This is a genomic window from Dactylosporangium fulvum (assembly GCF_025137375.1).
GTDB lineage: Bacteria > Actinomycetota > Actinomycetes > Mycobacteriales > Micromonosporaceae > Dactylosporangium > Dactylosporangium fulvum.
The window spans coordinates 6,524,406-6,548,937 of record NZ_CP073720.1; the positions used below are offsets into that span (position 1 = coordinate 6,524,406).

The following is a 24,532-nucleotide window of genomic DNA, read 5'->3' on the forward strand; positions in this document are numbered from 1 at the left end:
GCCGGTGCTCTCGTGGCTCAGAGCCGCAGGTCGTTGGTGACCGACCGGGCGGAGCCCTCGGCCAGCAGCGTGTCGAACGTCGTCGTCAGCTCGAACGGGTCGGCGACGGTGGCCGGTTCCCGCGCCTCCACCAGCGCCGCCAGCTCGGCACCCGCGCGGCGGATCCGATGGTGCAGCGTGGTGTCCGTCCCGCCGCCGGCCCAGTCCTCGGTCGCGGCGAAGACCGCGGTGGGTGACACGACCGCGTGCAGGTAGGTGAACATCGGGCGCAGCGCGTGCTCGAGCGCCAGCGAGTGGCGCGCCGTGCCGCCGGTCGCGCCGAGCAGGACGGGCTTGTCCCGCAGTACCGCATCGTCGAGCACGTCGAAGAAGGACTTGAACAGGCCGCTGTACGAGGCGTTGAAGATCGGGCTGACGGCGATCAGCCCGTCGGCACCGGCGACCGCGTCGAGCACCTCCTTCAGCGCGGGCGACGGGAAGCCGGTCAGCAGGTGGTCGGTGATGTCGTGGGCGAGGTCGCGCAGCTCGACCGTGCGCACCGTGGCCTCGATCCCGCGGGCGGCGAGTTCCTCGCGCGCCGCCGCGGTGAGCCGGTCGGCCAGCAGCCGCGTCGACGACGGCTGGCTCAGCCCGGCGGCGACCGCTACGAGATTGCGCTGCTTCACGCCTGGACCTCGACCTTCTCCGCGGCGGCCTTGAGGGACTCGTGCGTCGGGGCGTCCGGCACGTGGGCCGGGCGGCCGATCGCGAACTCCTTGCGCAGCACCGGAACGACCTCCTCGCCGAGGATGTCGAGCTGCTCCAGCACCGTCTTGAGCGGCAGGCCGGCGTGGTCGACGAGGAACAGCTGCCGCTGGTAGTCGCCGACGTACGACCGGAAGGTGAGCGTCCGGTCGATGACCTCCTGCGGGCTGCCGACCGTCAGCGGGGTCTGCGCCGTGAAGTCCTCCAGGGACGGGCCGTGGCCGTAGACGGGGGCGTTGTCGAAGTACGGCCGGAACTCGCGCTTGGCGTCCTGCGAGTTCTTGCGCATGAAGACCTGCCCGCCGAGGCCGACGACGGCCTGGTCCGCCGAGCCGTGGCCGTAGTGCTCGAACCGGCGCCGGTAGAGGTCGACCATGCGCTGGGTGTGCTCCTTCGGCCAGAAGATGTGGTTGGCGAAGAAGCCGTCACCGTAGTAGGCGGCCTGCTCCGCGATCTCCGGGCTGCGGATCGAGCCGTGCCACACGAACGGCGGGATGCCGTCGAGCGGCCGCGGCGTGGCGGTGAAGCCCTGCAGCGGGGTGCGGAACTTGCCCTCCCAGTCGACGACGTCCTCGCGCCACAGCCGGCGCAGCAGGGCGTAGTTCTCCACGGCGAGCGCGATGCCGTTACGGATGTCCTGGCCGAACCAGGGGTACACCGGCCCGGTGTTGCCGCGGCCCATCATGAGGTCCACGCGGCCGTCGGCGAGGTGCTGCAGCATCGCGTAGTCCTCGGCGATCTTCACCGGGTCGTTGGTGGTGATCAGCGTGGTCGCGGTGGAGAGCCGCAGCTTGGTGGTCTTCGCCGCGATCCAGCCCAGCATGGTGGTCGGCGAGGACGGCACGAACGGCGGGTTGTGGTGCTCACCCAGCGCGAAGACGTCGAGGCCGACCTCCTCCGCCTTCAGCGCGATGGTCATCATCGCCTTCACGCGCTCCGCGTCCGTCGGCACACGCCCGGTGGTCGGGTCCTGCGTGACGTCACCGACGGTGAACACTCCGAACTGCATCTCGCACGCTCCGCTACGTTGTCGGGGTCGGTTCCCCGGTCCTTGCACGCTGCAACATAGCTGTTGCGTCAAACATTCCGCTAGTGAACAGTCAACTTTAGTGACTTTTCAGATTGCGACAAATCGCCCATTCCGCTCCCGCGATGCACGCGAGGCGGCCCAACTACGCGCCGATCTTGGAGTTGTGGCGCCATGAACCTCCGAATTTGTCCGGGTTTGTCAAGGACCACAACTCCAAGATCGGCGCGGTTGTCGGGGTTGACGCGCGAGGGATCCGAATTGCGCGACAGGCTCCCCAGACAGCGGTCCCGGCCGACGCTGCACGCGGCCCGGGGCGACCGGGCCCGGCGGGTCAGGCGGTGGAATCCGCCGGTGGGCGGGACAGCACCCAGACCGGGAGGTCGTCCACCATCATGTGCCCGGCCACCTCAAAACCCACCGAGCGGCACACCTCCAGCGGGTCACGGCCACGTCATGTCACGGATCAGCTGCTCGAACGCGGATCTTTCCAGCGGCCGGCCGCCGGCGGCGGGCCGCGCCGACAGGCCGTAGACGACGTCGTGGGCCTCCCAGTAAAGCCAGAGGTCCCCGTTCGACCGGTAGACCTGGCCGGTACGTGACCCGAGCGGCACCGTGCCGACCGGATCGCCCAGGCGCTCCGGCGCCAGGGCCTTCGGCACCATGCGGAGCAGCAGGTCGGGGCCGCCGGACCGGGTGTAGGCCAGGGTGAACGAGGTGCCGTCGAGCCCTGAGTGCATGCCGGGGACCTCCGTCCAGCCGTGCCGCGTCACCTGCGGCAGGTCGGCGTCGCGGATGACCAGGCGCGGGCTGCCGGGCTCGCCGCCGTCCTCGATCCGCCGGTCGCCCAGCGGCTTGCGCAGCAGGCCACGGGCCTCCGCGGCCTTGGCCTGGCAGGGTGCGTCGACGCTGGTGCCGCCTTCCGTGGCGACCGTCAGGTACACGCGGTCGGCGCGGTCCTCCTCGTTCGTCAGTACGGTCAGGTCGCGGTACTCCAGGCACACTCCCTCCGGCACGTCGACCCACAACACCACCGAGGTCCCGTTCTGGGCGACGCGCGCCACCTGCCATGTGAGCGGGGACAGCACCACGAACTGGTCGGTGGGGCTCGGCTCCACGATGACCTCCTCGGGCGGCGCCGGACGGGCCGCGCCGAGCCCGACGGCCACTGCCACGACCGTCAGCGCGGCCGTCGCCGCGCTCCAGCCGGCCTGGCGGCGGCGCCGGATCCGCCGGCGGATGCTCTCCTTGGGTGCGGCGAGGAGTTCCTCCGGCACGTCCGGGATGCCCCGCTCGATGAGATCGATCAGCTGTTCTTCGCTCATCGCCCCAGGACCTCCGAGAACAGGTCGCGCAGGTGCGGGTCCCGGCGCAGCGCGGCCAGGGCCCGGGAGGTGTGTGACTTGACGGTGCCGGGCCGCATGCCGAGCGTGCGGGCGGTCGCGGCCTCGCTGAAGTCGCCGAGGTACCGCAGCATCAGCACGGCCCGTTGCTGCCTCGGCAGCCGGGCGAGGGCCGCGGACATGACCTGCCGCAGCTCGACCTGGCCGTGCGGGTCGGCGGCCTGTGGCGGCTCCGGCAGCTGCTCGGTCGGCACCTCGCCCCGCCAGCGCCGCCGCCACCAGCTGAGGTACGTGGTGGCGAGCATCGCCCGCAGGTACCCGTCGGGTGACCCCTCGCGGATGCGTTCCCAGCGGCCGTAGGCACGGGCGAGCACGGTCTGGACCAGGTCCTCGGCCTTGTGCCAGTCGCTGGTGAGCAGCCAGGCGGACCGCAGCAGCCGCGGCCACGCCACGCTCACGTACGACTCGAAATCCTCCACCGGCAACCTCCTGCCGGGTCAACAACGTCACCCGGCAGGAAGGTTGTCACCGTCATCTCGTCGGGCGGACCACATCGCTTTGATCGTCGAAGCGATTGTGGTTGGCCGACCCGCACCGGGGTAGGTCGGCGGGACATGAAGGTGCTCGGGATCAGCAAGCGGCCGGCCGGGCTCGCGGTCGCGGAGGACTCGGCGGTGCCCGCCGAGCACGGCGGGCCGGGGCCGGTGACCGGGGTCAGCGTCGTCGTGCCGACCCTCGGCCGACCGAGCCTGCGGGCCCTGCTGGCGGCGCTCCAGGACGCACCGTCCACTGTGGAGATCCTGGTCGTCGACGACCGCCCGGACCGGGCCGTCGCACTTCCGGTGCCGCCGTCGGTGAAGGTCCTCACCGGCCGCGCGGCCGGCCCGGCCGCGGCGCGCAACATCGGCTGGCGGGCCGCGCGCCACGAGTGGGTGGCGTTCCTCGACGACGACGTCCTGCCCTCGGCGACCTGGTACGCCGACCTGCTGGCCGACCTCGGCCCGGCGCCGCGCGGCGTCGGTGGTGTCCAGGGCCGGGTCCGGATGCCGGTGCCGCCCGGGCGCCCGGCCGACCGGGAACGGGCGACCGCGGGGCTCGCCGAGGGTGCGTGGCTGACGGCGGACATGGCCTATCGCCGGGCGGTCCTCGACGCGGTCGGCGGCTTCGACGAGCGGTTCCCGCGCGCGTTCCGGGAGGACTCCGACCTGGCCCTCCGGGTCCGGCTGGCCGGCTGGCGCCTCGAGCGCGGCCGCCGCACCGTCAACCACCCGGTGCGGCGCGAGAGCATATGGGTGAGCGTGCGCACGCAGCGCGGCAACACCGACGACGCGTTGCTGCGGCGGTTGTACGGCCCGAGCTGGCGCACGCTGCTCGAGGTGCCGCACGGCCGGCGGCGCCGGCACGCCCTCGTCGCGGCGGCGGGCGCGCTCACGGCCGCGGCGCTCGCCGGGCGCTACCTGACGGCCCGCCGCGCTCCCGTCGCGGCGCGGCGGCTCGGCCGTACGGCGGCGGTGGCGGGTGCCGCGTGGGCGCTCGGCACCGCGGAGTTCGCCGCGGCCAGGATCGCGGCCGGCCCGGGCTTCCCCGGCGAGATCGGCCGGACGGTGGTGACCAGCGTCGTGATCCCGCCGGTCGCGGTCGCGCACTGGCTGCGCGGCCACATCCGCTGGCGCGCGGCCGGCCCGTGGACCGGCGGTGCCGCGTGACCGGGTCCGCGGCGCAGCGCAGGACGCGTGAACCCACGCCGGAGGCGCGCGGATCACCCGCCTGGATCACACGGCGCCGCGGCTCGCCGTCACCTGGGCCAGGTAGGCGTCGATCGCGTCGCGGTTGCGGGCCAGGCAGGCGATCCGCGCGTCCATCCGGTCGCGCTCGCGGCGGAGCAACTCGACCAGCTCCTCGCTCGCGTCCGAGATGGTGATCGTGCACGGGGTGTCGAGGCACGGCAGCACGTCCTTGATCACCCGGGTGGGCAGGCCGACGTCGAGCAGGCCGCGGATCTGCTGGACCCGGTCGACGAGGTGCTCGCCGTAGTCGCGGTACCCGTTCGGCAGCCGCCCGGGCGTGAGCAGTCCCTGCTCCTCGTAGTAGCGCAGCAGCCGGGTCGGCGTGCCGGTCCGGCGCGACAGCTCGCCGATGCGCATGTGACCTGCCCCCAATCCCTTTGACCTTCACACTAATGTGAAGGTCGGACGATGCGCGACATGAACCTCGTGGTGCTCGCGCTGGCGCAGTTCCTGCTCGCGCTCGACTACTCGATCGTCTACGTCGCCCTGCCGGGCATGGCGCGCGATCTGGGGCTCGACCTGGGCACGGCGCAGTGGGTCGTGAGCGCCTACGCGGTGCCGTTCGCGGGGTTCCTCCTCGTCGGCGGCCGGCTCGCGGACCGGGTCGGCGCGGGCCGGCTGTTCGTCGCGGCGACCGCGCTGTTCGGTGTCGCGAGTGTGGTCGGCGGCGCGGCGGGTGACGGCGCGACGCTGCTGGCCGCGCGCGGCGCGCAGGGTGTGGCCGCGGCGCTGCTGCAGCCGGCGGTCCTCGGGCTCATCGGCAGCACCTTCGCGGCGGGGCCGGCCCGCACCCGGGCGCTGTCGGTCTGGGGTGCGGTCGGCGCGTCGGGCCTGGCCGCGGGTGTGGTGCTCGGCGGCCTGCTCACCCGGGCGTCCTGGCGCTGGACGTTCTACGTCAACGTGCCGGTGACGGTGTTCTGCGCCGTCGGCGGGCTGCTGTGGCTGGCGATGCGGCGGGGCACGGATCAGCGCGTACCGCTGCGGGCCGCGCTGCTGGCGACCGGCGCGGCGCTGGCCGTGGTGCTGGGCCTGACCTTCGCCGGCACCGAGGGCTGGCGGTCGCCGCTGACCCTGGCCACCGTCGCCGCGGGCGGCGCGCTGACCGCAGGGTTCCTGGCCGGCGAGCGCCGCGGCACTTCGACGCTGGTCGACGTCTCGCTGCGCCGGATCGGCTCGCTGCGGACCGGCACCGCGGCCACCGCGCTCTACATGGCGAGCGTCGGCTCGGAGTTCTACGTGGTGACCCTGCTGCTGCAGACCCTGCGCGGCTACGAGCCGCTGCGGGCGGGCCTCGCGTTCCTGCCGCTGGCCGCGATGGTCACCGTCGGCAGTTCGGCGACGGCCCGTGCCGTGCGGCGGTTCGGCACGCCGCCGACCCTGGCCGGGGCGTTCGTCCTGGCCGCGGCGGGACTCGCCTGGCTCGCGCTGGGCGGCACGGGCGCCTACGCCACCGGGCTGCTGCCGGGCCTGCTCGTCACCGGATTCGCCCACGGCATGATCTACACGTCGATGTTCATCCTCGGCGGCCGGGACGTGCCCGCGGCCCTGCAGTCGTCCGCCGGCGCGCTGCTGACCACGTCGCAGTACCTCGCGGGCGCCGTCACCGTCGCGGTGCTGACGCTCGTGCTGCACGGCGGGGACTTCGCCGTCGCGTTCTGGCTCACCGCCGCCGCGGCGGCCGCCGGGGCGCTCGTCGCGGCCCGGCCGGGTGCGGCGGACGCGACCGGCGCGGCCAGCCCGGCCGGCGCGCGGTGACGAAGCCTCCAACCGCGTCGATCACGCACTTGCGGTGCCGAACAACCCGGGCGTTCCGGGGGTGTCACGGCACCACAAGTGCTTGATCAACGCGGGTCAGGCCTGGTGCTCCTGCTTGTCGCCGGCCCACTCGACGTGGAAGGTGCCGTCGCGGTCGGTCCGGCGGTAGGTGTGTGCGCCGAAGTTGTCCCGCAGGCCCTGGATCAGCGAGGCGGGCAGGCGCTCGGCGCGCAGGCCGTCGAAGTACGACAGCGAGGACGAGAACGCCGGGACCGGAATGCCCGTCTCGGCGGCCGCGGCGACGACCCGGCGCCAGCTCGGCACGCCGTCGTTGACGCCGGCGGCGAAGTACGGCGCCACCATGAGGCTCTTGAGGTCCGGGTTCTCGTCGTAGGCCTCGCGGATGCGGTCGAGGAACCGGGCGCGGATGATGCAGCCGCCGCGCCAGATCGTGGCGAGGCTGCCCCGGTCGATGCTCCAGCCGAACTCCTCGCTGCCGGCCTGGATGTGGTCGAAGCCCTGCGCGTAAGCGACGATCTTCGACGCGTACAGCGCCCGGCGCACGTCCTCGACGAACTGGTCGCGGTCCTTGACCTCGATCTGCGCGCGGTCGGTGCCGAAGGCCTCGCGGGCGGCGGCGCGCTGGTCGGCGTGGCCGGACAGGGACCGGGCGAACGTCGCCTCGGCGATGCCGGTGATCGGCACGCCCAGGTCGAGGGCGCTCTGCACGGTCCAGCGGCCGGTGCCCTTCTGCTCGGCCTGGTCGAGCACGATGTCGACGAACGCCTTGCCGGTCACCGAGTCGGTGTGGCCGAGCACGTCGGCGGTGATCTCGATGAGGAACGACTCGAGGTCGCCGGTGTTCCAGGTGCGGAAGATGTCGGCGATCTCCGCCGGGGTAGCGCCCAGGCCGGCCCGCAGCAGGTCGTAGGCCTCGGCGATGAGCTGCATGTCGGCGTACTCGATGCCGTTGTGCACCATCTTCACGAAGTGCCCCGCGCCGTCCGGCCCGATGTGGGTGCAGCAGGGGGTGCCGTCGACCTTGGCGGCGATCTTCTCGAACATGGGGCCGAGCGTCCGGTACGACTCCGGGGAGCCGCCGGGCATGATGCTCGGGCCGAGCAGCGCGCCCTCCTCGCCGCCGGAGACGCCGGTGCCGACGAAGTGCAGGCCGTGCTCGCGCAGCTTCTGCTCGCGGCGGCGGGTGTCGGCGAAGTGCGCGTTGCCGGCGTCGACGATCATGTCGCCCTCTTCCAGCAGCGGCACCAGCTCGTCGATGACGGCGTCGGTGGGCGCGCCGGCCTTCACCATGATGATGACGGCCCGCGGGCGGGCGAGCGAGGCGACGAAGTCCGCCATCAACTCGCTCGGCACGAAGGTGCCCTCATGCCCGAACTCGTCCACGAGACGGCGGGTGCGCTCGTACGAGCGGTTGTGCACGGCGACGGCGTAACCGTTGCGGGCCAGGTTCCGGGCCAGGTTCCGGCCCATCACCGCGAGGCCGGTCACGCCGATCTGTGCCAGGTCGGACATCTGCGATGCACCTCATCCAGTCGTTACGATCCTCGCCCCCCGACCCAAAGATCACTACCCCGTGATCACGGTTCGAAGCGCGCGTCGGACCAGGCTACCCGCCGACTGTCGCGCCGCGGCACGGCCGGGGAAACGATTCCAGCAACCAGGATCCGGGGCCGTCGTCCACCTCGCTACCTGGCTCGGACGCCGTCCAGGGCGATCGCGAGCACCCGCTCGCGTTGCGCCTCGTCGACGTAGCCGCCGCCGGTGATCCCGGCGACGAGCCGCAGCAGGTCGTCGAAGCTCAGGTCGACGCGGGCGAGCCCGGCCTCCTGCGCGCGGGTCAGCAGCGGCTCGCCCGCCGCGTACATCGCCGCGCGGCTGCTGCGCATCATCTCCGAGTCGCGGTTGAGCGCCTCGGCGATGGCCCGTTTGGTGGCGACGTAGGCGACGAACCGGCGCAGCCAGACCGTCAGCGCCTCCCAGGGCGGCAGCTCGGCGACCTGCTCGGCGGCCCGGCAGAGGTCCTCGATCTCGCCCACGTGGACGCTGTCGAACAGGTCCTGGCGGGTGGGGAAGTTGCGGTACAGCGTGCCGATGCCCACCCCGGCCCGGCGCGCGATGTCCTCGAGGGAGGCGCCGGTGCCGTGCTCGGCGAAGGCGTCGCGGGCGGCGGCGAGCAGGGCGTCGAAGTTGCGCCGGGCGTCCGCACGCTGCGGGCGGCGCACGGCGGGTGTCGGCTCCGTCACGGTGTCGGTTCCTCGAAGTCGGAGGCATTGTGGAGGCTTACCTCCACTTTAGCAAAGGGGCAACGACGGCCGAGACCTGGCCGCCGGACCGCTCCGACCGGCTTCGAGCCCGTGTGACCTCACGGCGCTCCGAAGCCGGTGATCGGCACGAAGTCGTGGACCGCCGTGCCGCGGTGCTGGTTGATCAGGCTGTGGCTGTTCAGCTCGATCAGCGCCGCGTCCGGCGGCACGACACCCGTGTAGTCGACGCGGCCGCGCGGGCTGACCAGGCAGAACAGGATCTCGTGGCCGGCCATGACGTACCGGCCCTGGCCGAGGTCCCGCCGTTTCCGGCCGATCCAGCGCGCCACCTGCTCCGGCGTGCCGGTGCTCGACACACTGGTCACCCAGCAGTCCGGGTAGAACCGCAGATAGCTGAAGCTGTCCTGCTCGGGCCACTGCGCGACGTAGAGGCCGTCGCACCGGGGCGTGACCGGCGGCAGAGGGTCCACGTTCGCCGCCAATCGCGCATCGGTACCGCATGAGCCTCGGACGAGCGGAGTATAGGCGCCCTTCACGGGCCACCTCCCTGGTACCACCGCCAATCGCATCGACGCTGGTCATGGTGGGTGAGGCGCCCGGCGCCCGGGCGGGCGACACCATAGGCTGACGGGGTGCCGACGGAGCCACTGACTCTCGCCACGGACAACGCCGCCGCTTTCTGGACCGCCGTCGGCGAGTCCCGCGGCGACGCGCTGACCCGCCGGCCGGGGTTCCTGGCGGTCTCCGGGGACGAGCGGGCCGGCCTGCGGGTCCTGACCCTGCGCGCCGACCCGTCCGGCGGCGACCTCTCCGAGCTGATCGCCCTCGTGCGGCAGGGCACCGGCCGCCGCGTGATGGTCGAGGACGCGTACGGGTCGGTCGACATGAGCCCGCTCGGGCTCGCCGCCCGGCAGCTGCCGGTCATGATCCGCCACCCCGGCGCCCCGCTGCCCGCGCCGAGCGTCCCGGTCACCCGTGTGACGTCCGCGGAGGACCTGCGCACGGCCGAGCGGATCGTCGTCGACGGGTTCGCCCTGGAGCACTTCCAGCCGTACCGGCCGGGGGTGGTCTTCCCGCCGGCGCTGCTGGACCGGGTCGAGCTGTTCCTGGCGGCGATCGACGGGGAGCCCGCCGGCGCCTGCCTGGTGAACCCGGACGCCGCCGCGGTCGGGGTCTACTGGGTGACCACGATGCCCGAGTTCCGCTCCCGGGGTGTCGGCCGGGCGATCATGCACGAGGTGCTGACCCGCTTCGACTCCCGGCCCGTGACGCTCACCGCCTCGCGGTCCGGCCGGCCGCTGTACGAGTCGCTCGGCTTCGACCGGATCACCGCCGCCACCTGGTGGGCGTGAGGGTAGCCCGGACGGCCCTCAGCGGGGCTGGATGACCCAGTCGGGGTGCTGCTCGGCGAAGGCGTCGAGGCGGTCGGCGCGGGCCGCCGCGAAGAGCTCCCCGGTGGTCTCGTCGAGGGTTTCGTACGACCTGCCGCCGCGCGCGTCGGAGTTGAACCGCCCGCCGTTGGTGCGCAGCATGGTGAGGTCCTCCGGGCCGAGCCCGCGCAGCCGCAGCATCCACTCGGTGAGCGAGCGCCCGTTGCCGTCGAACGTCAGCGAGTCGCCGATCGCGGTGAGCGTCCGGTCCAGCGCGACCGGGTTGGTCAGCACGCCGGCCGAGGTGACCCGGTCCGCGAGCGCGAGAAGGAGCTGCTGCTGGTGGCGCTGCCGGCCGTAGTCGCCGTCGGGGAGCAGTTCCCGCTGCCGCACGTAGTCCAGCGCCTCCCAGCCGGCGAAGTGGCGGCAGCCGACGTGGTAGACCTGGGGACGGACACCCGGGATCTTCTCGGGCCGGAAGTCCGGCGGGATCAGCCGGTAGGGCGCGGTCTGCCGGCCCTGCGCGTCCCAGCCGATGTGCACGGAGGTCGTCTCGGCGTCGACGCACAGGTCGACCCCGCCGACGGCGTCGACCACCTTGCGCAGCCCGGCGAAGTCGACGATCGCCCCGGCGTCGAGCGCGAGCCCGGTGAGCCGCTGGACGGTGAGCGCGAGCAGCTGGAACCCGCCGGCCCGCCCGCCCCGCCCCGACCCCACGGCGAACGCGGCGTTGAGCTTGTCGGTGCCGTGGCCGGGGATCTCGACGCGGGTGTCCCGGGGCAGCGACACGAGGTACGCCCGCCGGCCGGACGCGGCGACGTGCAGGACGATGACGGAGTCGGCGCGGGAGCCGGCCTGGTCCTCGTGCGGCCGGGCGTCGATGCCGATGAGGAGCATGTTGTAGCCGGGCTGCCGGTCGAGCTCTTCCTGCGTGACGACCGGCGGCCGCGTGGCCCGGGGCCCCGGCGGAGCGGACAGCCGCGGCGCCGACTCGATGGTGATGTCCCGCGGTCCGTCCCCGCCCCGGGCGGCGTCCCCGAGCAGGTCGAGCTGATCGACGTTGGCGACGTAGTGTTGCCAGACGAGTGTTCCCCCGCCGACCATGACGGCGACGGCGAGGATCCCGACGAGCGCCTGGCGCATGAACCGCCGACCCATCCTGCCCTCCTCGTGGAGCAGCATCGGCAGCCACCGGGTGCGGTTGAGGAGTATCGGCGAAGTCAGGAGTCGCGGTAGCCGTAGCGGTGGCGCAGCGGGACGGTCACGGCGCCGGTGAGGTAGCGGTGACGCGAAGGCATCCGCGTCGTCCACTCGTCGTCCAGCCGCAACGGCACCGCGCCCGAGCGGAACCGCACCGGGTTGCCGGACACCTGGTGGGTCGGGCGGACCAGCAGTTCGCCGCGCCCGTCCAGCGGGAGTTCCGCCTCCGGCACGCCGCTCAACCGGGTCACCGACCGCACCGTGCCGGCCGGGTCGGCCACCAGGTCCTCGTAGCGGAACCGGAAATACGGCAACCCCGCCCGCCGCGCGATCCGCTCCGTCGCGAGGTTCCACGCCGACCAGTACAGCGCCGTGAAACCAGGGTGCATGCGCGGCATCAGGGCGCCGTTCGGGGCGTCCGGGTCATGCTTGAGCCGCTGCCACGAATATGCCACCGCCCGCGGGTCCCGCACGATGTGCGCCACCCGGAGGTCGAGGCCCGGCACCCGCAGCAGCGCCGTGAGGTACGACGGGAACTTCGACGAGTCGACGACCACCTTCGCGCCGCTGACCTCGGCGACGGCCGCGTACAGCCGGCGCAACACCCCGAAGTACCACCGCAGCTCCTCGGTGTCGGGTGGGCCGGCCGAGCGCAGGAGCAGGCCGGGCAGGTGCCTGGTGCGGAAGCGGCGCGACGCGGCGTCGAGGCGGCCGGCCTCCGCGTCGCCGGGGATGCCGCCGAACGCCTCCTTGAGCACCTGGACCCAGAAGTCGCACGAGCGCAGCGGGGTGCCGCAGCTGCAACGGCGGTTCTGCTGGAGGCCGCGCTCCCACAGGAACTTGATCTCGCCGACGCCGACGAGGTCGGGCACCTGGTCGAGCAGGCTCTCGGCGAGCGTGCTGCCGCTGCGTCCCCACCCGGCGAGGTACAGCACACGGGTGGTCGGGGTCGGGTCGCTGCGCACCTCATGACAACGGGCGAGATGTCCCAAGAGTTACGACTTCACCCACTATGGTGCGTATCACGCCGCGCGACCGACGACACATGTGTTCTGCAACGTTCGACATAGAACTCGGCCGCGGACCATGCGCATGATGGCGGCTCCACCGATGTCCGTGCGGCGGACGGTCCACGTGAGGAGCCCCTTCATGATGACGAACGACGTGGTGGCGACCGACGTGCTCATGCGGGCCGTCGTGTTTCTGGTGGCCCTCGCCGCGATGCTCGTCGGGCACGCGCTCGGCGACCACGTCGCGCAGACCGACCGGCAGGCCACGCTCAAGTCCACGCCGGGCCGGGCCGGCTGGCGGGCGCTGTCCGGGCACCTGCTCTCCTACCACCTGACGGTCATCGGGGTCCTGCTGCTCACCGCCGCCGCGCTGCGGCTGCCGCTGTCACCGCCCGGCGTCGCCGCCGGCCTGGTGTTCTCCGTGGTCACGCACGGGCTGCTCGACCGCCGCTGGCCGGTGCGGGCGGTGCTGCGCGCGACCGGCTCGCCCGAGTTCGCCGAGACGACGTCACCGATCTGCGGGATGTACGTCGCCGACCAGGCACTGCACAAGGGCGCCCTGCTGATCTCCGCGTTGCTCGTGGCCGGGCTCTAACCCTTGGCGTCACCCGCCGGGGTGTTCTCCCGGCGGTACCGTTGCACCGGACCCGCCGCACAAAATCGCTGGTTAACCGTCCGTCCGTAGTCGATCGGTAACCGCTTGTTCAGCATGAGCATTCGCCGACGGCCGGATCCCCAGGTAGCGTCGGTTCGCATGGCGACCTTGCAGAGCAAGCGCAAGACCGCCGATCGCGATGCGGTGATCCGGGACGTCGAGCAGGCCGAGGGCTACATTGCATCGATCTGCTTCAAAACCGGACCACCGGAGACGGTCGGCGTCGAACTCGAGTACACCGTCCATGACCGCACCACCCCGACGACCCCCGTCGATCGCGATCGGCTCTGTCAGGCCCTCGGCGACCACGCCCCGGGCGTCCTCCGCGCCGACAGCCCCGGCCTCCCGCTGGCACACGGCGCCGCCGTCACCCTCGAGCCCGGTGGCCAGGTCGAGCTCTCCAGCCGGCCGCATCCCTCCCTGACCGCCCTGCACGCCGCGGTCAACGCCGAGCTCAACCAGCTCACCGCCCTGCTCGCCCGGACCGGCCTGCGCCTCGGCGACACCGGCGTCGACCCGCACCGCCCGCCCCGGCGGCTGCTGTCCACCCCCCGCTACGACGCGATGGAAGCGGCGTTCGAGCGCCGGGGCGTGTCCGGAACGATCATGATGTGCAGCACCGCCGGCCTCCAGGTGTGCCTGGACGCCGGGCCCGCCGACCGCCTCGCCGCCCGCTGGGCCGCGGTGCACGAGCTGGGCCCGCCCCTGCTGGCCCTGTTCGCCAACTCCCGCCGGTTCGCCGGGCTCGACTCCGGCTGGGCCTCCGCGCGCCAGCGCGTGTGGCACGGCATCGACCCGTCCCGGACCAGGCCGGTGGCGACGTCCGGCGACCCCGTCGCCGACTGGGTGCGATACGCGCTGACCGCGACCCTGCTCTGCGTCCGCCGCACGGACGGTCCGTGGACCGTGCCGCCGGACCTCACGTTCGCGGACTGGATCCGCGGCGTGTTACCGGGCCCGCCGACATACGCGGACCTGGATTACCACCTCAGCACCCTGTTCCCACCGGTCCGCCCGCGGGGCTACCTCGAGATCCGGTACCTCGACACCCAGCCGGGCCGGTCCTGGTTCGCCCCGGCCGCGCTGCTCAGCGCGGTGCTCACCGACCACGCCATCACCGACAAGGCGCGTGACCTGTGCGCACCCGCCGCCGGCCGGTGGGTCGAGGCCGCCCGGGACGGCATGGCCGACCCGGTCCTCGCGGGCGCCGCACGCGCCGTGCGCGACCTCGCCCTGGCCAACCTGGACCTTCCGCAGCACCTGCTCGACGACGTCATCGAAGGGAGCACCCGCAATGGCTGACGACCTCAGGCAGCGCGTCGCGACCGAACTCGAACGGACCCGCCGCCGCTCCGCCGTCCTGACCGACGCCGTCGACGACGGCGACCTGGTCAAGCAGCACTCGCCGCTCATGTCCCCGCTGGTGTGGGACCTGGCCCACATCGGCAACCAGGAGGAGCTGTGGCTGGTGCGCGACGTCGGCGGGCGTGAGCCGGTGCGCCAGGACATCGACCACCTCTACGACGCGTTCAAGCACGCCCGCCGCGACCGCCCCGCGCTGCCGCTGCTCGGTCCGGCGGAGGCCCGCGCATACGTGGCGCAGGTCCGTGACAAGGCGCTCGACGTGCTCGACCGGGTGCGGCTCGAGGGCCGGCAGCTGATCGACAACGCGTTCGCCTTCGGGATGATCGTGCAGCACGAGCAGCAGCACGACGAGACGATGCTCGCCACGCACCAGCTACGGGTGGGCCCGGCGGTCCTGAGCGCTCCCCCGCCACCGGAGGCGCAGGCCCGCGTCGGCGGCGAGGTCCTCGTTCCCGCCGGCAGCTTCACGATGGGCACGTCCACCGAGGCGTGGGCGCTGGACAACGAGCGCCCGGCGCACGACGTCTTCGTCGACGCGTTCCACATCGACGTCGCGCCCGTCACCAACGCGCAGTACGCGGCCTTCGCCGACGACGGCGGCTACGACGACGAGCGGTGGTGGACCACGGAGGGCTGGCGGCACCGGCAGGAGGCCGGGCTCGTCGCCCCGCTGCACTGGAGTCGCGACCCGTCCGGCTGGCTCGCCACCGAGTTCGGCCGCACCGCGCCGATCGTGCCCGATGCCCCCGTCGTGCACGTGTCGTTCCACGAGGCGAAGGCGTATGCCACCTGGGCCGGCCGGCGCCTGCCCACCGAGGCCGAGTGGGAGAAGGCCGCCCGGTTCGACCCGGCGAGCGGCCGCTCGCGCCGCTACCCGTGGGGCGACGAGGATCCCGGGCCGGAACACGCCAACCTCGGGCAGCGCCACCTGTCCCCAGCACCGGTCGGCGCCTATCCGGCGGGCGCGTCGCCGCTCGGCGTGCACCAGCTCATCGGCGACGTCTGGGAGTGGGTCGACAGCGACTTCGCGGCCTACCCGGGGTTCACCGCGTTCCCGTACCGCGAGTACTCCGAGGTGTTCTTCGGCCCCGACTACAAGGTGCTGCGCGGCGGCTCGTTCGGCACCGATCCGGCCGCCTGCCGCGGCACGTTCCGCAACTGGGACTACCCGATCCGCCGGCAGATCTTCAGCGGCTTCCGCACCGCACGGACGCCGGAGCCCGCCTAGTGTGCCGGCACCTGGCCTACCTGGGGCCGCCGATCCCGCTGTCCGGCCTGCTGTTCGATCCGCCGCACTCGCTCGCCCGGCAGTCGTGGGCGCCGCAGGACATGCGGGGCGGCGGCACGATCAACGCCGACGGTTTCGGGATCGGCTGGTTCCCGCCGGGTTCGGACGTCCCGTTGCGGTATCGGCGTGATCGTCCATTATGGACCGACGCGGACCTGCCGGCGCTGGCCGCGGCGGTGTCGTCCGGCGCCGTCCTCGCGGCGGTCCGGTCGGCGACCGTCGGCATGCCGGTCGTCGAGACGGCCGCGGCCCCCTTCGCCGAGGGGCCGTGGCTGTTCAGCCACAACGGCAAGGTGACCGGCTGGCCGGACAGCGTCGCGGACCTCGCCGCCGCCCTGCCGGTCCGCGACCTGCTCACCCTGGACGCGCCGACGGACAGCGCCCTGCTCTGGGCGCTGGTCCGCCACCGGCTGCGCGCCGGCCTCGACCCGGCCGGGGCGCTGGCCGAGGTCGTCGCGCTCATGTCCGCAGCGGCGCCCGGCTCGCGGCTCAACCTGCTCGTCACCGACGGGACGACGATCGCCGCCACGGCGTGCGGTCACGCGCTGTCGGTGCTGGCCTCCTCCGACAGCGTGCTGGTCGCGTCCGAGCCGCTGTCCCCGTCCGACGCCTGGCGACCCGTCCCCGACGGCTCCCTGCTCGTCGCCACCGCGTCGACCGTCTCCGTGAAAGGTGTTGCATCGTGACCCATCCGGACACCGATCTCGACGTGTACCTCCACGACGCCGACCGGATCGAGGCCCTGCGCGCCGACGTCCGGGCCGGCCTGTCCGCGTCGCCGAAGTGGCTGCCGCCGAAGTACTTCTACGACGCCCGCGGCAGCGAACTGTTCGAGGAGATCACCCGCCTGCCGGAGTACTACCCGACCCGCGCCGAGCGGGAGATCCTCACCGACCACGCGGCGACCGTCGCCCGGGTCACCGGCGCGAAAACCCTGGTCGAGCTCGGCTCCGGCTCGTCGGAGAAGACCCGGCTGCTGCTCGACGCGCTGCGTGACCACGGCACGCTGGGCTCGTTCGTGCCGCTCGACGTCTCCGCCGCCGCGCTGCACGACGCGGTCGGCGCGCTACGTGCCGACTATCCCGACCTGCACGTCCGGGGCGTGGTCGCCGACTTCGTCAACCACCTGGAGGTCCTGCCGGACACCGGCAGCCGGCTGGTGGCGTTCCTCGGCGGTACGATCGGCAACTTCACGCCCGCGGAGCGGTCGCCGTTCCTCACCACCCTGCGGGCCCAGCTGTCGGTCGGCGAGTGGTTCCTGCTCGGCGCCGACCTGGTGAAGGACCCGGCGGTCCTGGTGCCCGCGTACGACGACGCGCAGGGCGTGACCGCCGAGTTCAACCGCAACGTCCTGCGGGTGCTCAACCGCGAGCTGGACGCCGACTTCGACGTCGACGCGTTCACCCACGTAGCGTTGTGGGACGCCCGGCGCGAGTGGATCGAGATGCGGCTGCGGGCGGAGCGCTCGATGACCGTGCACCTGCGGGCGCTGGACCTCACGGTACCTTTTGCCGAGGGCGAGGAACTGCGCACGGAGGTGTCGGCGAAGTTCCGCCGGGACGGCCTGACGGCGGAGCTGGCGGCGGCCGGCTTCACGGTGCGCCACTGGTGGACGGACGCGGGTTCCCGTTTCGCGGTGGCGCTGGCGACGGCGTCCTGATCGTCGGCTCGGGCCTGGCTGTCTTGATCCCGGCCAGGCCCCGGGCCGATTGTTTGTGCCGGTCAGACTCTTTGTGGTTGGCCTTTGGCCAGCTCTTTGCGGTCGACCCTTGGCCAGCTCTTTGCGGTTGCCCCTCGGCCAGCTCTTCGCGGTTGCCCCTCGGCCAGCTCTTCGCGGTTGCCCCTCGGCCAGCTCTTCGCGGTTGGCCTTTGGCCGGCCAGGCGCCTTTGGTAGGCCTTGGCGGGCCTATGGCTGGTCAGGCCCGGTCAGCGGTCCGGGCCCGGAGGCGCTCGGTGGCGGTGGCGACGTTGCGCCGTTGCCGGTCGGCATCGGCGGCGAGGGCGAGGGCGCCGGGGTCGGTGAGGCGGTAGTATCGGCGGTGGCGGCCGTCGACGATCTCGTTGCGGTCAGGCTCGACAAGCCCTTCGGCAACAAGCCGCTCCAGCGCCGCGTAGAGCGTTCCGGCAGGCAGGACGACCCGCCCGTCGGAGAGCTCGGAGACCTCCTGGATCACGGCATACCCGTGAAGGGTCCGCCCCGCAAGCGCGGTGAGGATGAGGAAGGTCGGCTCCCGCATCGGAGTCATGCCGACCAACCTAAAAATGATCTCTCTGCAGGTCAAGAACACACCGGCCCGCGAAACCGCAGCACATGCCCGGCGCCGCCACGGCAAGGGTGTACGGCAGGGTCGGAGGCCAGCACCGCACGGGTGCCGGACCACGGCGCCGGACTGCGGCGCCGGACTGCGGCGCCGGACCACGATGCCGGACTGCGGTGCCGGACTGCGGCGTCCGTGACCCCGTCGTGCGGGGCGGCCGTGCTCCGTGCCTGACCCGACCCGGGCTGCTTGATCATCGGAAACATCTGGCTGTCCAGGCAACCCGAAGTTTCCCTTGATCTACCAACCGCAACCGCACCACCCAGCCGCACTCAACCACCGCGCCCATGATCGCGAGATGTTCGCGGTCACGACCACAACTGCGGCTGAGGCTGGTCGGGTGGTGCGGCCGGCCCCCGCGGCAGTTGCGATCGACGGGGCAGCCTTGGGCGAATGCTGCGACCCGGGACGAACTGCCGGCCTGCTTCATGACCACGGAAACTCGGTGTTGCTGGAACAGCACCGAGTGAGCGCGTTCGGGCAGCGACACGCGCCGCCCGTGAGCCGGCAACGCATGGCGGCGGTTCATGATCAACACGGGCGGGTGACGGTTCCAGCCCACCAGCGCGGCGCCCAGGTCTGCGCCTCGGATCGCCCGACGGCGCCGGTCGAACAACGCAGACTTTCATGATCCGGGAGACTTCGCGCCGGATATGGGCGTCAAGTCTTCCGGATCATGGGGCGGACGGCTCGTGGCTGCGCACGATTGCGTAGCCGACCAGAAACAGCACCACCGCGTTGAGGCAGTGCCACAGGAAGTGGGTGCCGATCGGGATCGCGGTGCAGATCGGGGCGTCGATCGTCCGGAACGTCAGTGACGCTGCGAACACGGCCGCCGCGGTCAGCAGGATCCTGCCGGGGGCGGACCCGACCGGCGGGGCGGTGGCGGGTCCGGGACGCGGCGGGCGGGTCGCTGCCAGGCCGAAGCCGACCAGGGCCAGCAGCGCCGGGAGGTAGCCGCCCAGCGTTGCGCGGTCGCCGCCGACGGTGAACAGCACGGCGTTGACCGCTGCGGCGCCGGCGACGAAGGCCGGAGCCGCCGGCCAGGCCCACGACCACCGTACCCGCCAGCGCCAGTGGATCAGCACCACCACCGACACGAGGATGAACAGCAGGATCGACAGGCTGTCGAGCGCGGCCGTCGGGGTGGTCGCCGCCATGTGGAACGTCCAGCTGCACACGCCGACCACCGCGGTCAGGGCCGGCGGCAGCCACAGGCTGAACGGGGGCGGCACCGGCCGGCGGGCCAGCAGGGCGAACAGCACCGCCGCCGCGACGAGGAATGCGACGTTGCTCACGGCGTTGAGCGGCTCGTTCCACAGGCCGGGCGCGATCCGCTCGCAATACGAGTCCACGTACACGCCGTGCATTCTTCGCAAGAGGTACGACCAAATCGTGAACTCCGGGCGACGCCACACCGTGCCCGGGGTGGTGCGTGGCATGAAGATCCGTCGGGTACACAATGGTGCATGACCGCCGCGCCCTCCCTCGTCGCCGACCGCTACCGTCTCCTCCAACCGCTCGGCGCCGGCGGGATGGGCCGGGTGTGGCGGGCCCAGGACGAGACCCTGCACCGGGACGTCGCGGTCAAACAGATCGTCCTGCCGCCTGAGCTGCTCGACAGCGCCCGCGACGTCGCCATGGAGCGGACGCTGCGCGAGGCGCGGGCCGCGGCGCGGCTCAGTCACCCGAACGTGGTGCGGGTTTATGATGTGCTGGCGGCGGAGGGGCATCCTTGGCTCGTCATGGAATACGTGCCGTCCCGTTCCCTCGACGAGGTCATCCGCGCCGACGGCCCGCTGGAGCCGAAGCGGGTGGCGGAGATCGGGCTCGCAGTCCTCGACGCGCTGCAGGCCGCCCACCGGGCCGGGGTCGACCACCGTGACATCAAGCCCGGAAACGTCCTTCTCGCTCAGGACGGACGTGTCGTACTGACCGACTTCGGCATCGCCCGCGTCGAAGGCGAAGGCCATGTGACGCGGACCGGGCTCGTGCTGGGCTCGCCGGAGTACATCGCGCCGGAGCGGGCCCGCGAGGGCATCGCCGGCCCGGCGAGTGACCTGTGGTCGCTGGGCGCGACGCTGTATGCGGCGGTCGAGGGCCGTTCGCCGTTCGGCCGCGGCTCCGCGATGGAGACGCTGACCGCGCTGGCGTCCGAGGAGGCCGACCCGCCCCAGCGTGCCGGTTCGATGGAGCCGACACTGCGAGCGCTCCTGCGCAAAGACCCCCGCGCCCGGGCCGGGTTCGCCGAGACGGCCGAGTTGCTGCGCGCGGCCGTCACCGAGCAGCCGGTCCGCCGGCGCCGTTCCTGGCTGAGCGGCTGGGGCCGGCCGGCGGCGCCCGCCACCCAGTCACGCCCGGCGCGACAGGCGCGGGGTCTGCCCTCGGGACCGGGAGCGGCGCCCGGGCGTGCGGTTCCCCCGGCGGCGCCGGTGCCGCCCCAGCGGACGCCGCAGCAGAACCCGGACACGATCGTGAAGCCGGCGGTCCGGGGCATGGCGGCCGTGCCGATACCCGCGCCGGCCCCACCGGCGGAGGAAGCACCCACGCCGAAGCCGGTGACCGCCCGGGAGCCCGAAGTGGCGCCGCAGGAGCCCGAGGTGGCGGCACACGAGCCCGAGACGGCGCCGCAAGATGCCGAGGTAGCGGCACGAGACACCGAGGCAGCGGCGCACGAGCCCGAGACGGTCCCGCAAGATGCCGAGGTGGCGGCACACAAGCCCGAGACGGCACCGCAGGACGCCGAGGTAGCGGCACGAGACACCGAAGCAGCGGCACACGAGCCCGAGACGGTCCCGCAAGATGCCGAGGTGGCGGCACACAAGCCCGAGACGGCGCCGCAGGACGCCGAGGCAGCGGCACGAGACACCGGGGCAACGGCGCACGAGCCCGAGACGGCGCCGCAGGACGCCGAGGCAGCGGCACAAGAGCCCGCGGCGACGCTGGAGCCCGAGATCGTCGCCCCGGAGCCGGAAGCGATCCACGAACCAGAGACCGCAGACGAACCCGAGGCGACCACCGAGCCAGCGGCGGTCATCGAGCCCGAGGCAGCGGCGGAAGAACCGGAAACCGCTCACGAACCCGAGGCGTCCGCCGCAGAGCCGGAGGCCGCGCACCAACCCGAGACGGCGGCTGCGGAACCGGAGACCGACCGCGAGCCCGAGACAACCGACGCGGAGCCGGAGACCGCACACCAACCCGAGACGGCGGCTGCGGAACCGGAGACCGACCGCGAGCCGGAGGCAGCGGCTGTCCCCGAGCCGGAAGCAGTGGCTGTCCCCGAGCCGGAGGCTACGGCCGAGCCGGAGACCGTCGCCGAACCCCAGGCGGCCGAGGTCGCGGAGCCGGCTGCCCGGCCGGCGACCGGCGCGGCCGTGAAGGCGGAACCTCCGGCGGTCGCCGTCCAGCCGGAGCGGGAACGGCGCGGCCACGGGCCTGCTGTCGCTCCTCCGGTGGGGGTGGGGAAACGGGGCCCGGGTCGTACGACTCCCAAGGCCGCGGTGCTCGCCGGAGTGGCGGCGCTCGTGGCCGTGTCGCTGATCGTGTGGCTGGCGGTCGGCTCCGGCGACGACAAGCCCGGCGGCGAGACCGCGGCGCCCGCCCGGTCTGCCGGCACCGCGCCGGCGACGACCGCCGCGCCGAGCCCTACCGCGAATGATGCCAGCCCCACCGGGCAGGCGCCGAGCAGCGCCGCCGCCGGGCCGACGAGCGCCGCGCCCAGCAGCACGCTCCCGCCGCTGCCGCCGGGCTGGATCGACTACCACGATCCTACGGGCTTCTCCGTGTACGTCCCCGCGGGCTGGCGGCAGTCGAAGGAGCGCTCGATCATGTACTTCCGCGACTCGGGCAGCGGCAAGGTGCTGGGCATCGACCAGACCAGCGAGCCGAAGCCGGACCCGGTGGCGGACTGGCAGGCCCAGCGGGACTCCCGCATCAGAGGTGGCGACTTCAAGAACTACGCGGAGGTCCGCCTCCAGCCGGTCGGCTACTTCCAGAAAGCCGCCGACTGGGAGTTCACGTTCGACGGCAGCGGCGGGCGCCGGCACGTCAACAACCGGGGCGTGATCACGTCACCGACGCAGGCGTACGGCATCTACTGGCAGACGAAGGACTCCGACTGGGAGGCCGCCCGGCCCGAGCTGCAGCTGGTCTTCGACAGCTTCAGGCCGAAGCCGTAGCGTTCAGGCCGAGGCCCTGGCGAGCGCCCGCGCCGGATCGACCAGGGACGGCTGGAGCCGGCGGGCGGCGTCGAGGTGGCCGCCGGTCCACAGCATGCGCACGGCGGTGGCGGTGGCGCTCAGGTCACGCTCGACCGTCGCGCGCAGCGTCGCCGTGGTCGCGGTGTCCGGCGGCAGCGCGTCGGGCACCGGCCCGTCGCCGGTGATCGCGTCGGCCAGGGTCCGGTACCAGCCGGCGACCGCATGCCCGGCCGCCTCGAGCTCCTGCCGGGCCGCGGTCCGGTCGCCGGCGGCCGCGCCCACGTCGCTCTCCCACAGGTCGAGCACCGCGTCGGCGGCGAGCCGCAGCCCGACGACACCGCCGACGAGCCGGGTGACGGCGGTGAGCGGCACCGGCTTGGCGCCGTGCTCGCCGAGGTACGTGCGGAAGGCGTCGTCGAGCCGGCGGTTCGCCGCCGCGGCCCGCTGCGCCGCGGCCCGTGGTGACGCGGTCGGCGGGGCCGCGCTGTCGCAGCGGCTGATGCCGAAGTCGACGGCGGCGCGCAGGTAGTGGGCGCTGTCGGTGTAGGCCTGCGCCAGGGCGGTGTTGAGCGCCTTCCCGGCGCCGCGCGGCCAGAACAGCAGGCCCACGGCGAGGCTGACCGCGCAGCCGATCGCGACGTCCTCGACGCGGACGATGCCGACCCGCCAGCCCCTCGGCTCGATGATGTTGAAGATCAGGACGAGGGCGATCGTGAAGCCGGCCTGCCCGGCGGCGAAGGAGATGGTGGCCGGGGCGAGGCCGGCGAACAGGACCGCGAGCGGCAGTACCGCCCAGAACAGCACGGTGTTGGTGCCGATGAGGACGACGATCACCCCGCCGACGGCGAGGCCGGCGAACGTGCCGAGCAGGCCGCGCACCGCGGTCTGGCCGGTGGCGAGGGCGTTGGAGCGCAGCACGGACAGCGCGCCGAGGACCACCCAGAAGGAGTACTCGACGCCGGTCAGGCGCGCCACGAGCACGGCGAGCGCCAGTCCGGCCGCGGCCCGGATGCTGTTGTGCAGCCAGACCGAGTGCGGTTCGAGGTGGGCGGCGGCGCGTTCGCGGGCGGACGACAGCGGGGTCCCGAGGCCGCTGGGCTGCCAGCCGAGGATCCGCTGCAGCCAGGTGCGCCGGTCGGCGGCGACGGTCAGCTCGATGTTCGCGGCGATCGCGGCGACCGCGAACCGCACCTCCTGGGCGCGGAAACTCGGGTCGAGCGCGGTGGCGTCGGCGACGCTGCAGTGCATCGCCTCGTGTTCGGTGGCCTCACCCGCGGCGGCCATGTCGTCGAGTGCCCGGTGCATGGCGTCGACGTCGCCGTGCCCGCTGAGCAGTTCGGCGCCGCGCCGCAGGACCAGGCCGGCGGCGAACTTCTCGGCGCACACCGAGCGCGCGCCGCGGAACTCGGCGGCCTGTGACACCACGCCGCCGAGCCAGCTGAGCTCGTCGACGAGCCGCACGAGCGCACGGGCGCCGGCGCTGAGGCCGGTGGGGCGGTACGGCGTGGAGTAGAAGTCGCGCTGGAGGGCGGCGACGGCCGCCTCGGCCCGCCAGGCGGCCGCCCCGATCTGCTCGGGCGCGCCGCCGGGCAGGTCGAGGGCCCGCGCGACCTCGGCCCGCAGCCGGTCGGCGAGCGCGTCGCACACCTCGGTCACCCGGCCGCGCAGCAGTTCCGGCTCCGGCGCCGGCCACAGCACGGTGATGGCGACGACGCTGGCGGCGAGCGCGATGCCCCAGCCGGCGAGTCGCTCGGGGACCGCGGACAGCGGCCCGGGCAGGGACGAGGAGAGGATGAACGGCAGGAGCATCGCGGTCCCGGCACCGGCGAGCACCGAGCTGACGACGCCGGAGAACAGCACGACGAAGGCGATGACGGCGGTGCAGAGGGTGGCGAGCCAGGTGACGGAGGCGACGACCGTACCGAGCGTGATGAAGACGGCGCCGAGGGCCGCGAGGGCGGCCAGGGCCCGGATCCGGTCGGAGGCCGGGCCGGTGAAGTCCGCGAACAGCAGCAGGGCGAAGCAGCCGAACGCGGTGTAGGTCGCGATCGTCGGGATGCCGATCAGCCCGATGCTGAGCCCGAACGCCGCGGGCGTGACGACGGCGGTGCGGGCCGCCCGGCGCAGCACGGCGAGGTCCGGGTCGCGGCGCCGCAGCCACTCCGCCGGACGAACCAAGGGACGCA

23 protein-coding genes are annotated in these 24,532 nt (G+C 73.2%); 9 read left to right on the plus strand and 14 right to left on the minus strand.

The annotated features are described in order from the left end of the window. Positions 1-17: 17 nt before the first annotated feature. The 4 genes from Dfulv_RS30165 to Dfulv_RS30180 all read right to left on the minus strand — a co-directional run bounded on the left by Dfulv_RS30165 (position 18) and on the right by Dfulv_RS30180 (position 3,593). Entirely contained in the window at positions 18-665 is a 648-nt protein-coding gene (locus tag Dfulv_RS30165; RefSeq protein WP_259857143.1) for an FMN reductase, read from the minus strand. Further along, positions 662-1,753 carry an LLM class flavin-dependent oxidoreductase gene (locus Dfulv_RS30170; RefSeq protein ID WP_259857145.1) on the minus strand — a complete coding sequence of 364 codons (1,092 nt, stop codon included), beginning with the start codon at positions 1,751-1,753 and terminating at the stop codon, positions 662-664. Before Dfulv_RS30170 ends, Dfulv_RS30165 begins: the two co-directional genes overlap by 4 nt. A gap of 461 nt (positions 1,754-2,214) precedes the next feature. Continuing rightward, on the minus strand, positions 2,215-3,096 hold the full coding sequence (locus Dfulv_RS30175; protein ID WP_259857148.1) for a hypothetical protein: 882 nt from the start codon (positions 3,094-3,096) through the stop codon (positions 2,215-2,217). Next, a complete protein-coding gene (locus tag Dfulv_RS30180; RefSeq protein ID WP_259857150.1) occupies positions 3,093-3,593 on the minus strand; it encodes a SigE family RNA polymerase sigma factor in 501 nt (166 codons plus the stop codon). The genes Dfulv_RS30175 and Dfulv_RS30180 overlap by 4 nt, the downstream gene beginning before the upstream one ends. Positions 3,594-3,728: 135 nt before the next feature. Here Dfulv_RS30180 and Dfulv_RS30185 point away from each other — a divergent pair, with 135 nt between their 5' ends. Then, a complete protein-coding gene (locus Dfulv_RS30185) occupies positions 3,729-4,820 on the plus strand; it encodes a glycosyltransferase family 2 protein (RefSeq protein WP_259857152.1) in 1,092 nt (363 codons plus the stop codon). 66 nt (positions 4,821-4,886) lie between these two features. Here the strand turns inward: Dfulv_RS30185 and Dfulv_RS30190 are convergent, their stop codons facing one another. Next, the gene (locus Dfulv_RS30190; RefSeq protein WP_259857154.1) at positions 4,887-5,258 is read right to left on the minus strand and encodes a MerR family transcriptional regulator; all 372 of its coding nucleotides are present in this window, start codon (positions 5,256-5,258) and stop codon (positions 4,887-4,889) included. A gap of 51 nt (positions 5,259-5,309) precedes the next feature. Between Dfulv_RS30190 and Dfulv_RS30195 the strand changes: the two genes are divergently transcribed. After that, positions 5,310-6,656, plus strand: coding sequence for an MFS transporter (locus tag Dfulv_RS30195; protein ID WP_259857156.1), 1,347 nt, complete (start codon positions 5,310-5,312; stop codon positions 6,654-6,656). 96 nt (positions 6,657-6,752) lie between these two features. Here Dfulv_RS30195 and gndA read toward each other — a convergent pair whose 3' ends face one another. The 3 genes from gndA to Dfulv_RS30210 form a co-directional block, all read right to left on the minus strand. Further along, positions 6,753-8,189, minus strand: coding sequence for an NADP-dependent phosphogluconate dehydrogenase (gene gndA, locus Dfulv_RS30200; protein WP_259857158.1), 1,437 nt, complete (start codon positions 8,187-8,189; stop codon positions 6,753-6,755). A gap of 173 nt (positions 8,190-8,362) precedes the next feature. Beyond that, positions 8,363-8,920: a TetR/AcrR family transcriptional regulator gene (locus tag Dfulv_RS30205; RefSeq protein ID WP_259857159.1), complete on the minus strand. Its 558-nt coding sequence runs from the start codon at positions 8,918-8,920 to the stop codon at positions 8,363-8,365. 119 nt (positions 8,921-9,039) lie between these two features. Then, the gene (locus Dfulv_RS30210; RefSeq protein WP_259857161.1) at positions 9,040-9,411 is read right to left on the minus strand and encodes a hypothetical protein; all 372 of its coding nucleotides are present in this window, start codon (positions 9,409-9,411) and stop codon (positions 9,040-9,042) included. A 162-nt stretch (positions 9,412-9,573) separates the two neighbouring features. Between Dfulv_RS30210 and Dfulv_RS30215 the strand changes: the two genes are divergently transcribed. Next, complete coding sequence (locus Dfulv_RS30215) at positions 9,574-10,293, plus strand: GNAT family N-acetyltransferase (protein ID WP_259857162.1); 720 nt, start codon at positions 9,574-9,576, stop codon at positions 10,291-10,293. An 18-nt stretch (positions 10,294-10,311) separates the two neighbouring features. Here Dfulv_RS30215 and Dfulv_RS30220 read toward each other — a convergent pair whose 3' ends face one another. Together Dfulv_RS30220 and Dfulv_RS30225 are read right to left on the minus strand one after the other, a co-directional pair. Continuing rightward, on the minus strand, positions 10,312-11,469 hold the full coding sequence (locus Dfulv_RS30220) for an LCP family protein (RefSeq protein WP_259857163.1): 1,158 nt from the start codon (positions 11,467-11,469) through the stop codon (positions 10,312-10,314). 62 nt (positions 11,470-11,531) lie between these two features. Continuing rightward, positions 11,532-12,476, minus strand: a complete 945-nt coding sequence (locus Dfulv_RS30225) for a sulfotransferase (RefSeq protein WP_259857164.1) — start codon at positions 12,474-12,476, stop codon at positions 11,532-11,534. Between the two features lie 184 nt (positions 12,477-12,660). Here Dfulv_RS30225 and Dfulv_RS30230 point away from each other — a divergent pair, with 184 nt between their 5' ends. From Dfulv_RS30230 to egtD, 5 genes are all read left to right on the plus strand, one after another. After that, positions 12,661-13,116 (plus strand): DUF3307 domain-containing protein, encoded by a 456-nt coding sequence (locus Dfulv_RS30230; RefSeq protein ID WP_259857165.1) that lies wholly within the window; start codon positions 12,661-12,663, stop codon positions 13,114-13,116. 159 nt (positions 13,117-13,275) lie between these two features. After that, complete coding sequence (gene egtA / locus Dfulv_RS30235; RefSeq protein WP_259857166.1) at positions 13,276-14,478, plus strand: ergothioneine biosynthesis glutamate--cysteine ligase EgtA; 1,203 nt, start codon at positions 13,276-13,278, stop codon at positions 14,476-14,478. Beyond that, positions 14,471-15,769, plus strand: a complete 1,299-nt coding sequence (gene egtB / locus Dfulv_RS30240) for an ergothioneine biosynthesis protein EgtB (RefSeq protein WP_259857167.1) — start codon at positions 14,471-14,473, stop codon at positions 15,767-15,769. The genes egtA and egtB overlap by 8 nt, the downstream gene beginning before the upstream one ends. Then, positions 15,769-16,515, plus strand: coding sequence for an ergothioneine biosynthesis protein EgtC (gene egtC / locus Dfulv_RS30245; protein WP_259857169.1), 747 nt, complete (start codon positions 15,769-15,771; stop codon positions 16,513-16,515). Before egtB ends, egtC begins: the two co-directional genes overlap by 1 nt. Continuing rightward, the gene (gene egtD, locus Dfulv_RS30250) at positions 16,512-17,489 is read left to right on the plus strand and encodes an L-histidine N(alpha)-methyltransferase (RefSeq protein WP_259857171.1); all 978 of its coding nucleotides are present in this window, start codon (positions 16,512-16,514) and stop codon (positions 17,487-17,489) included. Before egtC ends, egtD begins: the two co-directional genes overlap by 4 nt. A 256-nt stretch (positions 17,490-17,745) precedes the next feature. Here egtD and Dfulv_RS30255 read toward each other — a convergent pair whose 3' ends face one another. The 3 genes from Dfulv_RS30255 to Dfulv_RS30265 form a co-directional block, all read right to left on the minus strand. Continuing rightward, positions 17,746-18,075 carry a PadR family transcriptional regulator gene (locus Dfulv_RS30255; protein ID WP_259857173.1) on the minus strand — a complete coding sequence of 110 codons (330 nt, stop codon included), beginning with the start codon at positions 18,073-18,075 and terminating at the stop codon, positions 17,746-17,748. A gap of 265 nt (positions 18,076-18,340) precedes the next feature. Next, positions 18,341-18,763, minus strand: a complete 423-nt coding sequence (locus Dfulv_RS30260; RefSeq protein WP_259857175.1) for a hypothetical protein — start codon at positions 18,761-18,763, stop codon at positions 18,341-18,343. 58 nt (positions 18,764-18,821) lie between these two features. Then, entirely contained in the window at positions 18,822-19,508 is a 687-nt protein-coding gene (locus tag Dfulv_RS30265) for a ceramidase domain-containing protein (RefSeq protein ID WP_259857177.1), read from the minus strand. Positions 19,509-19,616: 108 nt separating this feature from the next. On the opposite strand from Dfulv_RS30265, the gene Dfulv_RS30270 reads away from it, so the two are divergent. Next, the gene (locus Dfulv_RS30270; RefSeq protein WP_259857179.1) at positions 19,617-22,325 is read left to right on the plus strand and encodes a serine/threonine protein kinase; all 2,709 of its coding nucleotides are present in this window, start codon (positions 19,617-19,619) and stop codon (positions 22,323-22,325) included. A gap of 3 nt (positions 22,326-22,328) precedes the next feature. Here Dfulv_RS30270 and Dfulv_RS30275 read toward each other — a convergent pair whose 3' ends face one another. After that, positions 22,329-24,524 carry an FUSC family protein gene (locus Dfulv_RS30275; protein ID WP_259857181.1) on the minus strand — a complete coding sequence of 732 codons (2,196 nt, stop codon included), beginning with the start codon at positions 24,522-24,524 and terminating at the stop codon, positions 22,329-22,331. Positions 24,525-24,532: the final 8 nt, after the last annotated feature.

Coding starts and splice junctions, on each gene's coding strand:
- Dfulv_RS30170 (WP_259857145.1), bottom strand. CDS start 1,753: ATGCAGTTCGGAGTGTTCACCGTCGGTGACGTCACGCAGGACCCGACC.
- Dfulv_RS30175 (WP_259857148.1), bottom strand. CDS start 3,096: ATGAGCGAAGAACAGCTGATCGATCTCATCGAGCGGGGCATCCCGGAC.
- Dfulv_RS30185 (WP_259857152.1), top strand. CDS start 3,729: ATGAAGGTGCTCGGGATCAGCAAGCGGCCGGCCGGGCTCGCGGTCGCG.
- Dfulv_RS30190 (WP_259857154.1), bottom strand. CDS start 5,258: ATGCGCATCGGCGAGCTGTCGCGCCGGACCGGCACGCCGACCCGGCTG.
- Dfulv_RS30195 (WP_259857156.1), top strand. CDS start 5,310: ATGCGCGACATGAACCTCGTGGTGCTCGCGCTGGCGCAGTTCCTGCTC.
- gndA (WP_259857158.1), bottom strand. CDS start 8,189: ATGTCCGACCTGGCACAGATCGGCGTGACCGGCCTCGCGGTGATGGGC.
- Dfulv_RS30220 (WP_259857163.1), bottom strand. CDS start 11,469: ATGGGTCGGCGGTTCATGCGCCAGGCGCTCGTCGGGATCCTCGCCGTC.
- Dfulv_RS30230 (WP_259857165.1), top strand. CDS start 12,661: ATGATGACGAACGACGTGGTGGCGACCGACGTGCTCATGCGGGCCGTC.
- egtA (WP_259857166.1), top strand. CDS start 13,276: ATGGCGACCTTGCAGAGCAAGCGCAAGACCGCCGATCGCGATGCGGTG.
- egtB (WP_259857167.1), top strand. CDS start 14,471: ATGGCTGACGACCTCAGGCAGCGCGTCGCGACCGAACTCGAACGGACC.
- Dfulv_RS30255 (WP_259857173.1), bottom strand. CDS start 18,075: ATGACTCCGATGCGGGAGCCGACCTTCCTCATCCTCACCGCGCTTGCG.
- Dfulv_RS30270 (WP_259857179.1), top strand. CDS start 19,617: ATGACCGCCGCGCCCTCCCTCGTCGCCGACCGCTACCGTCTCCTCCAA.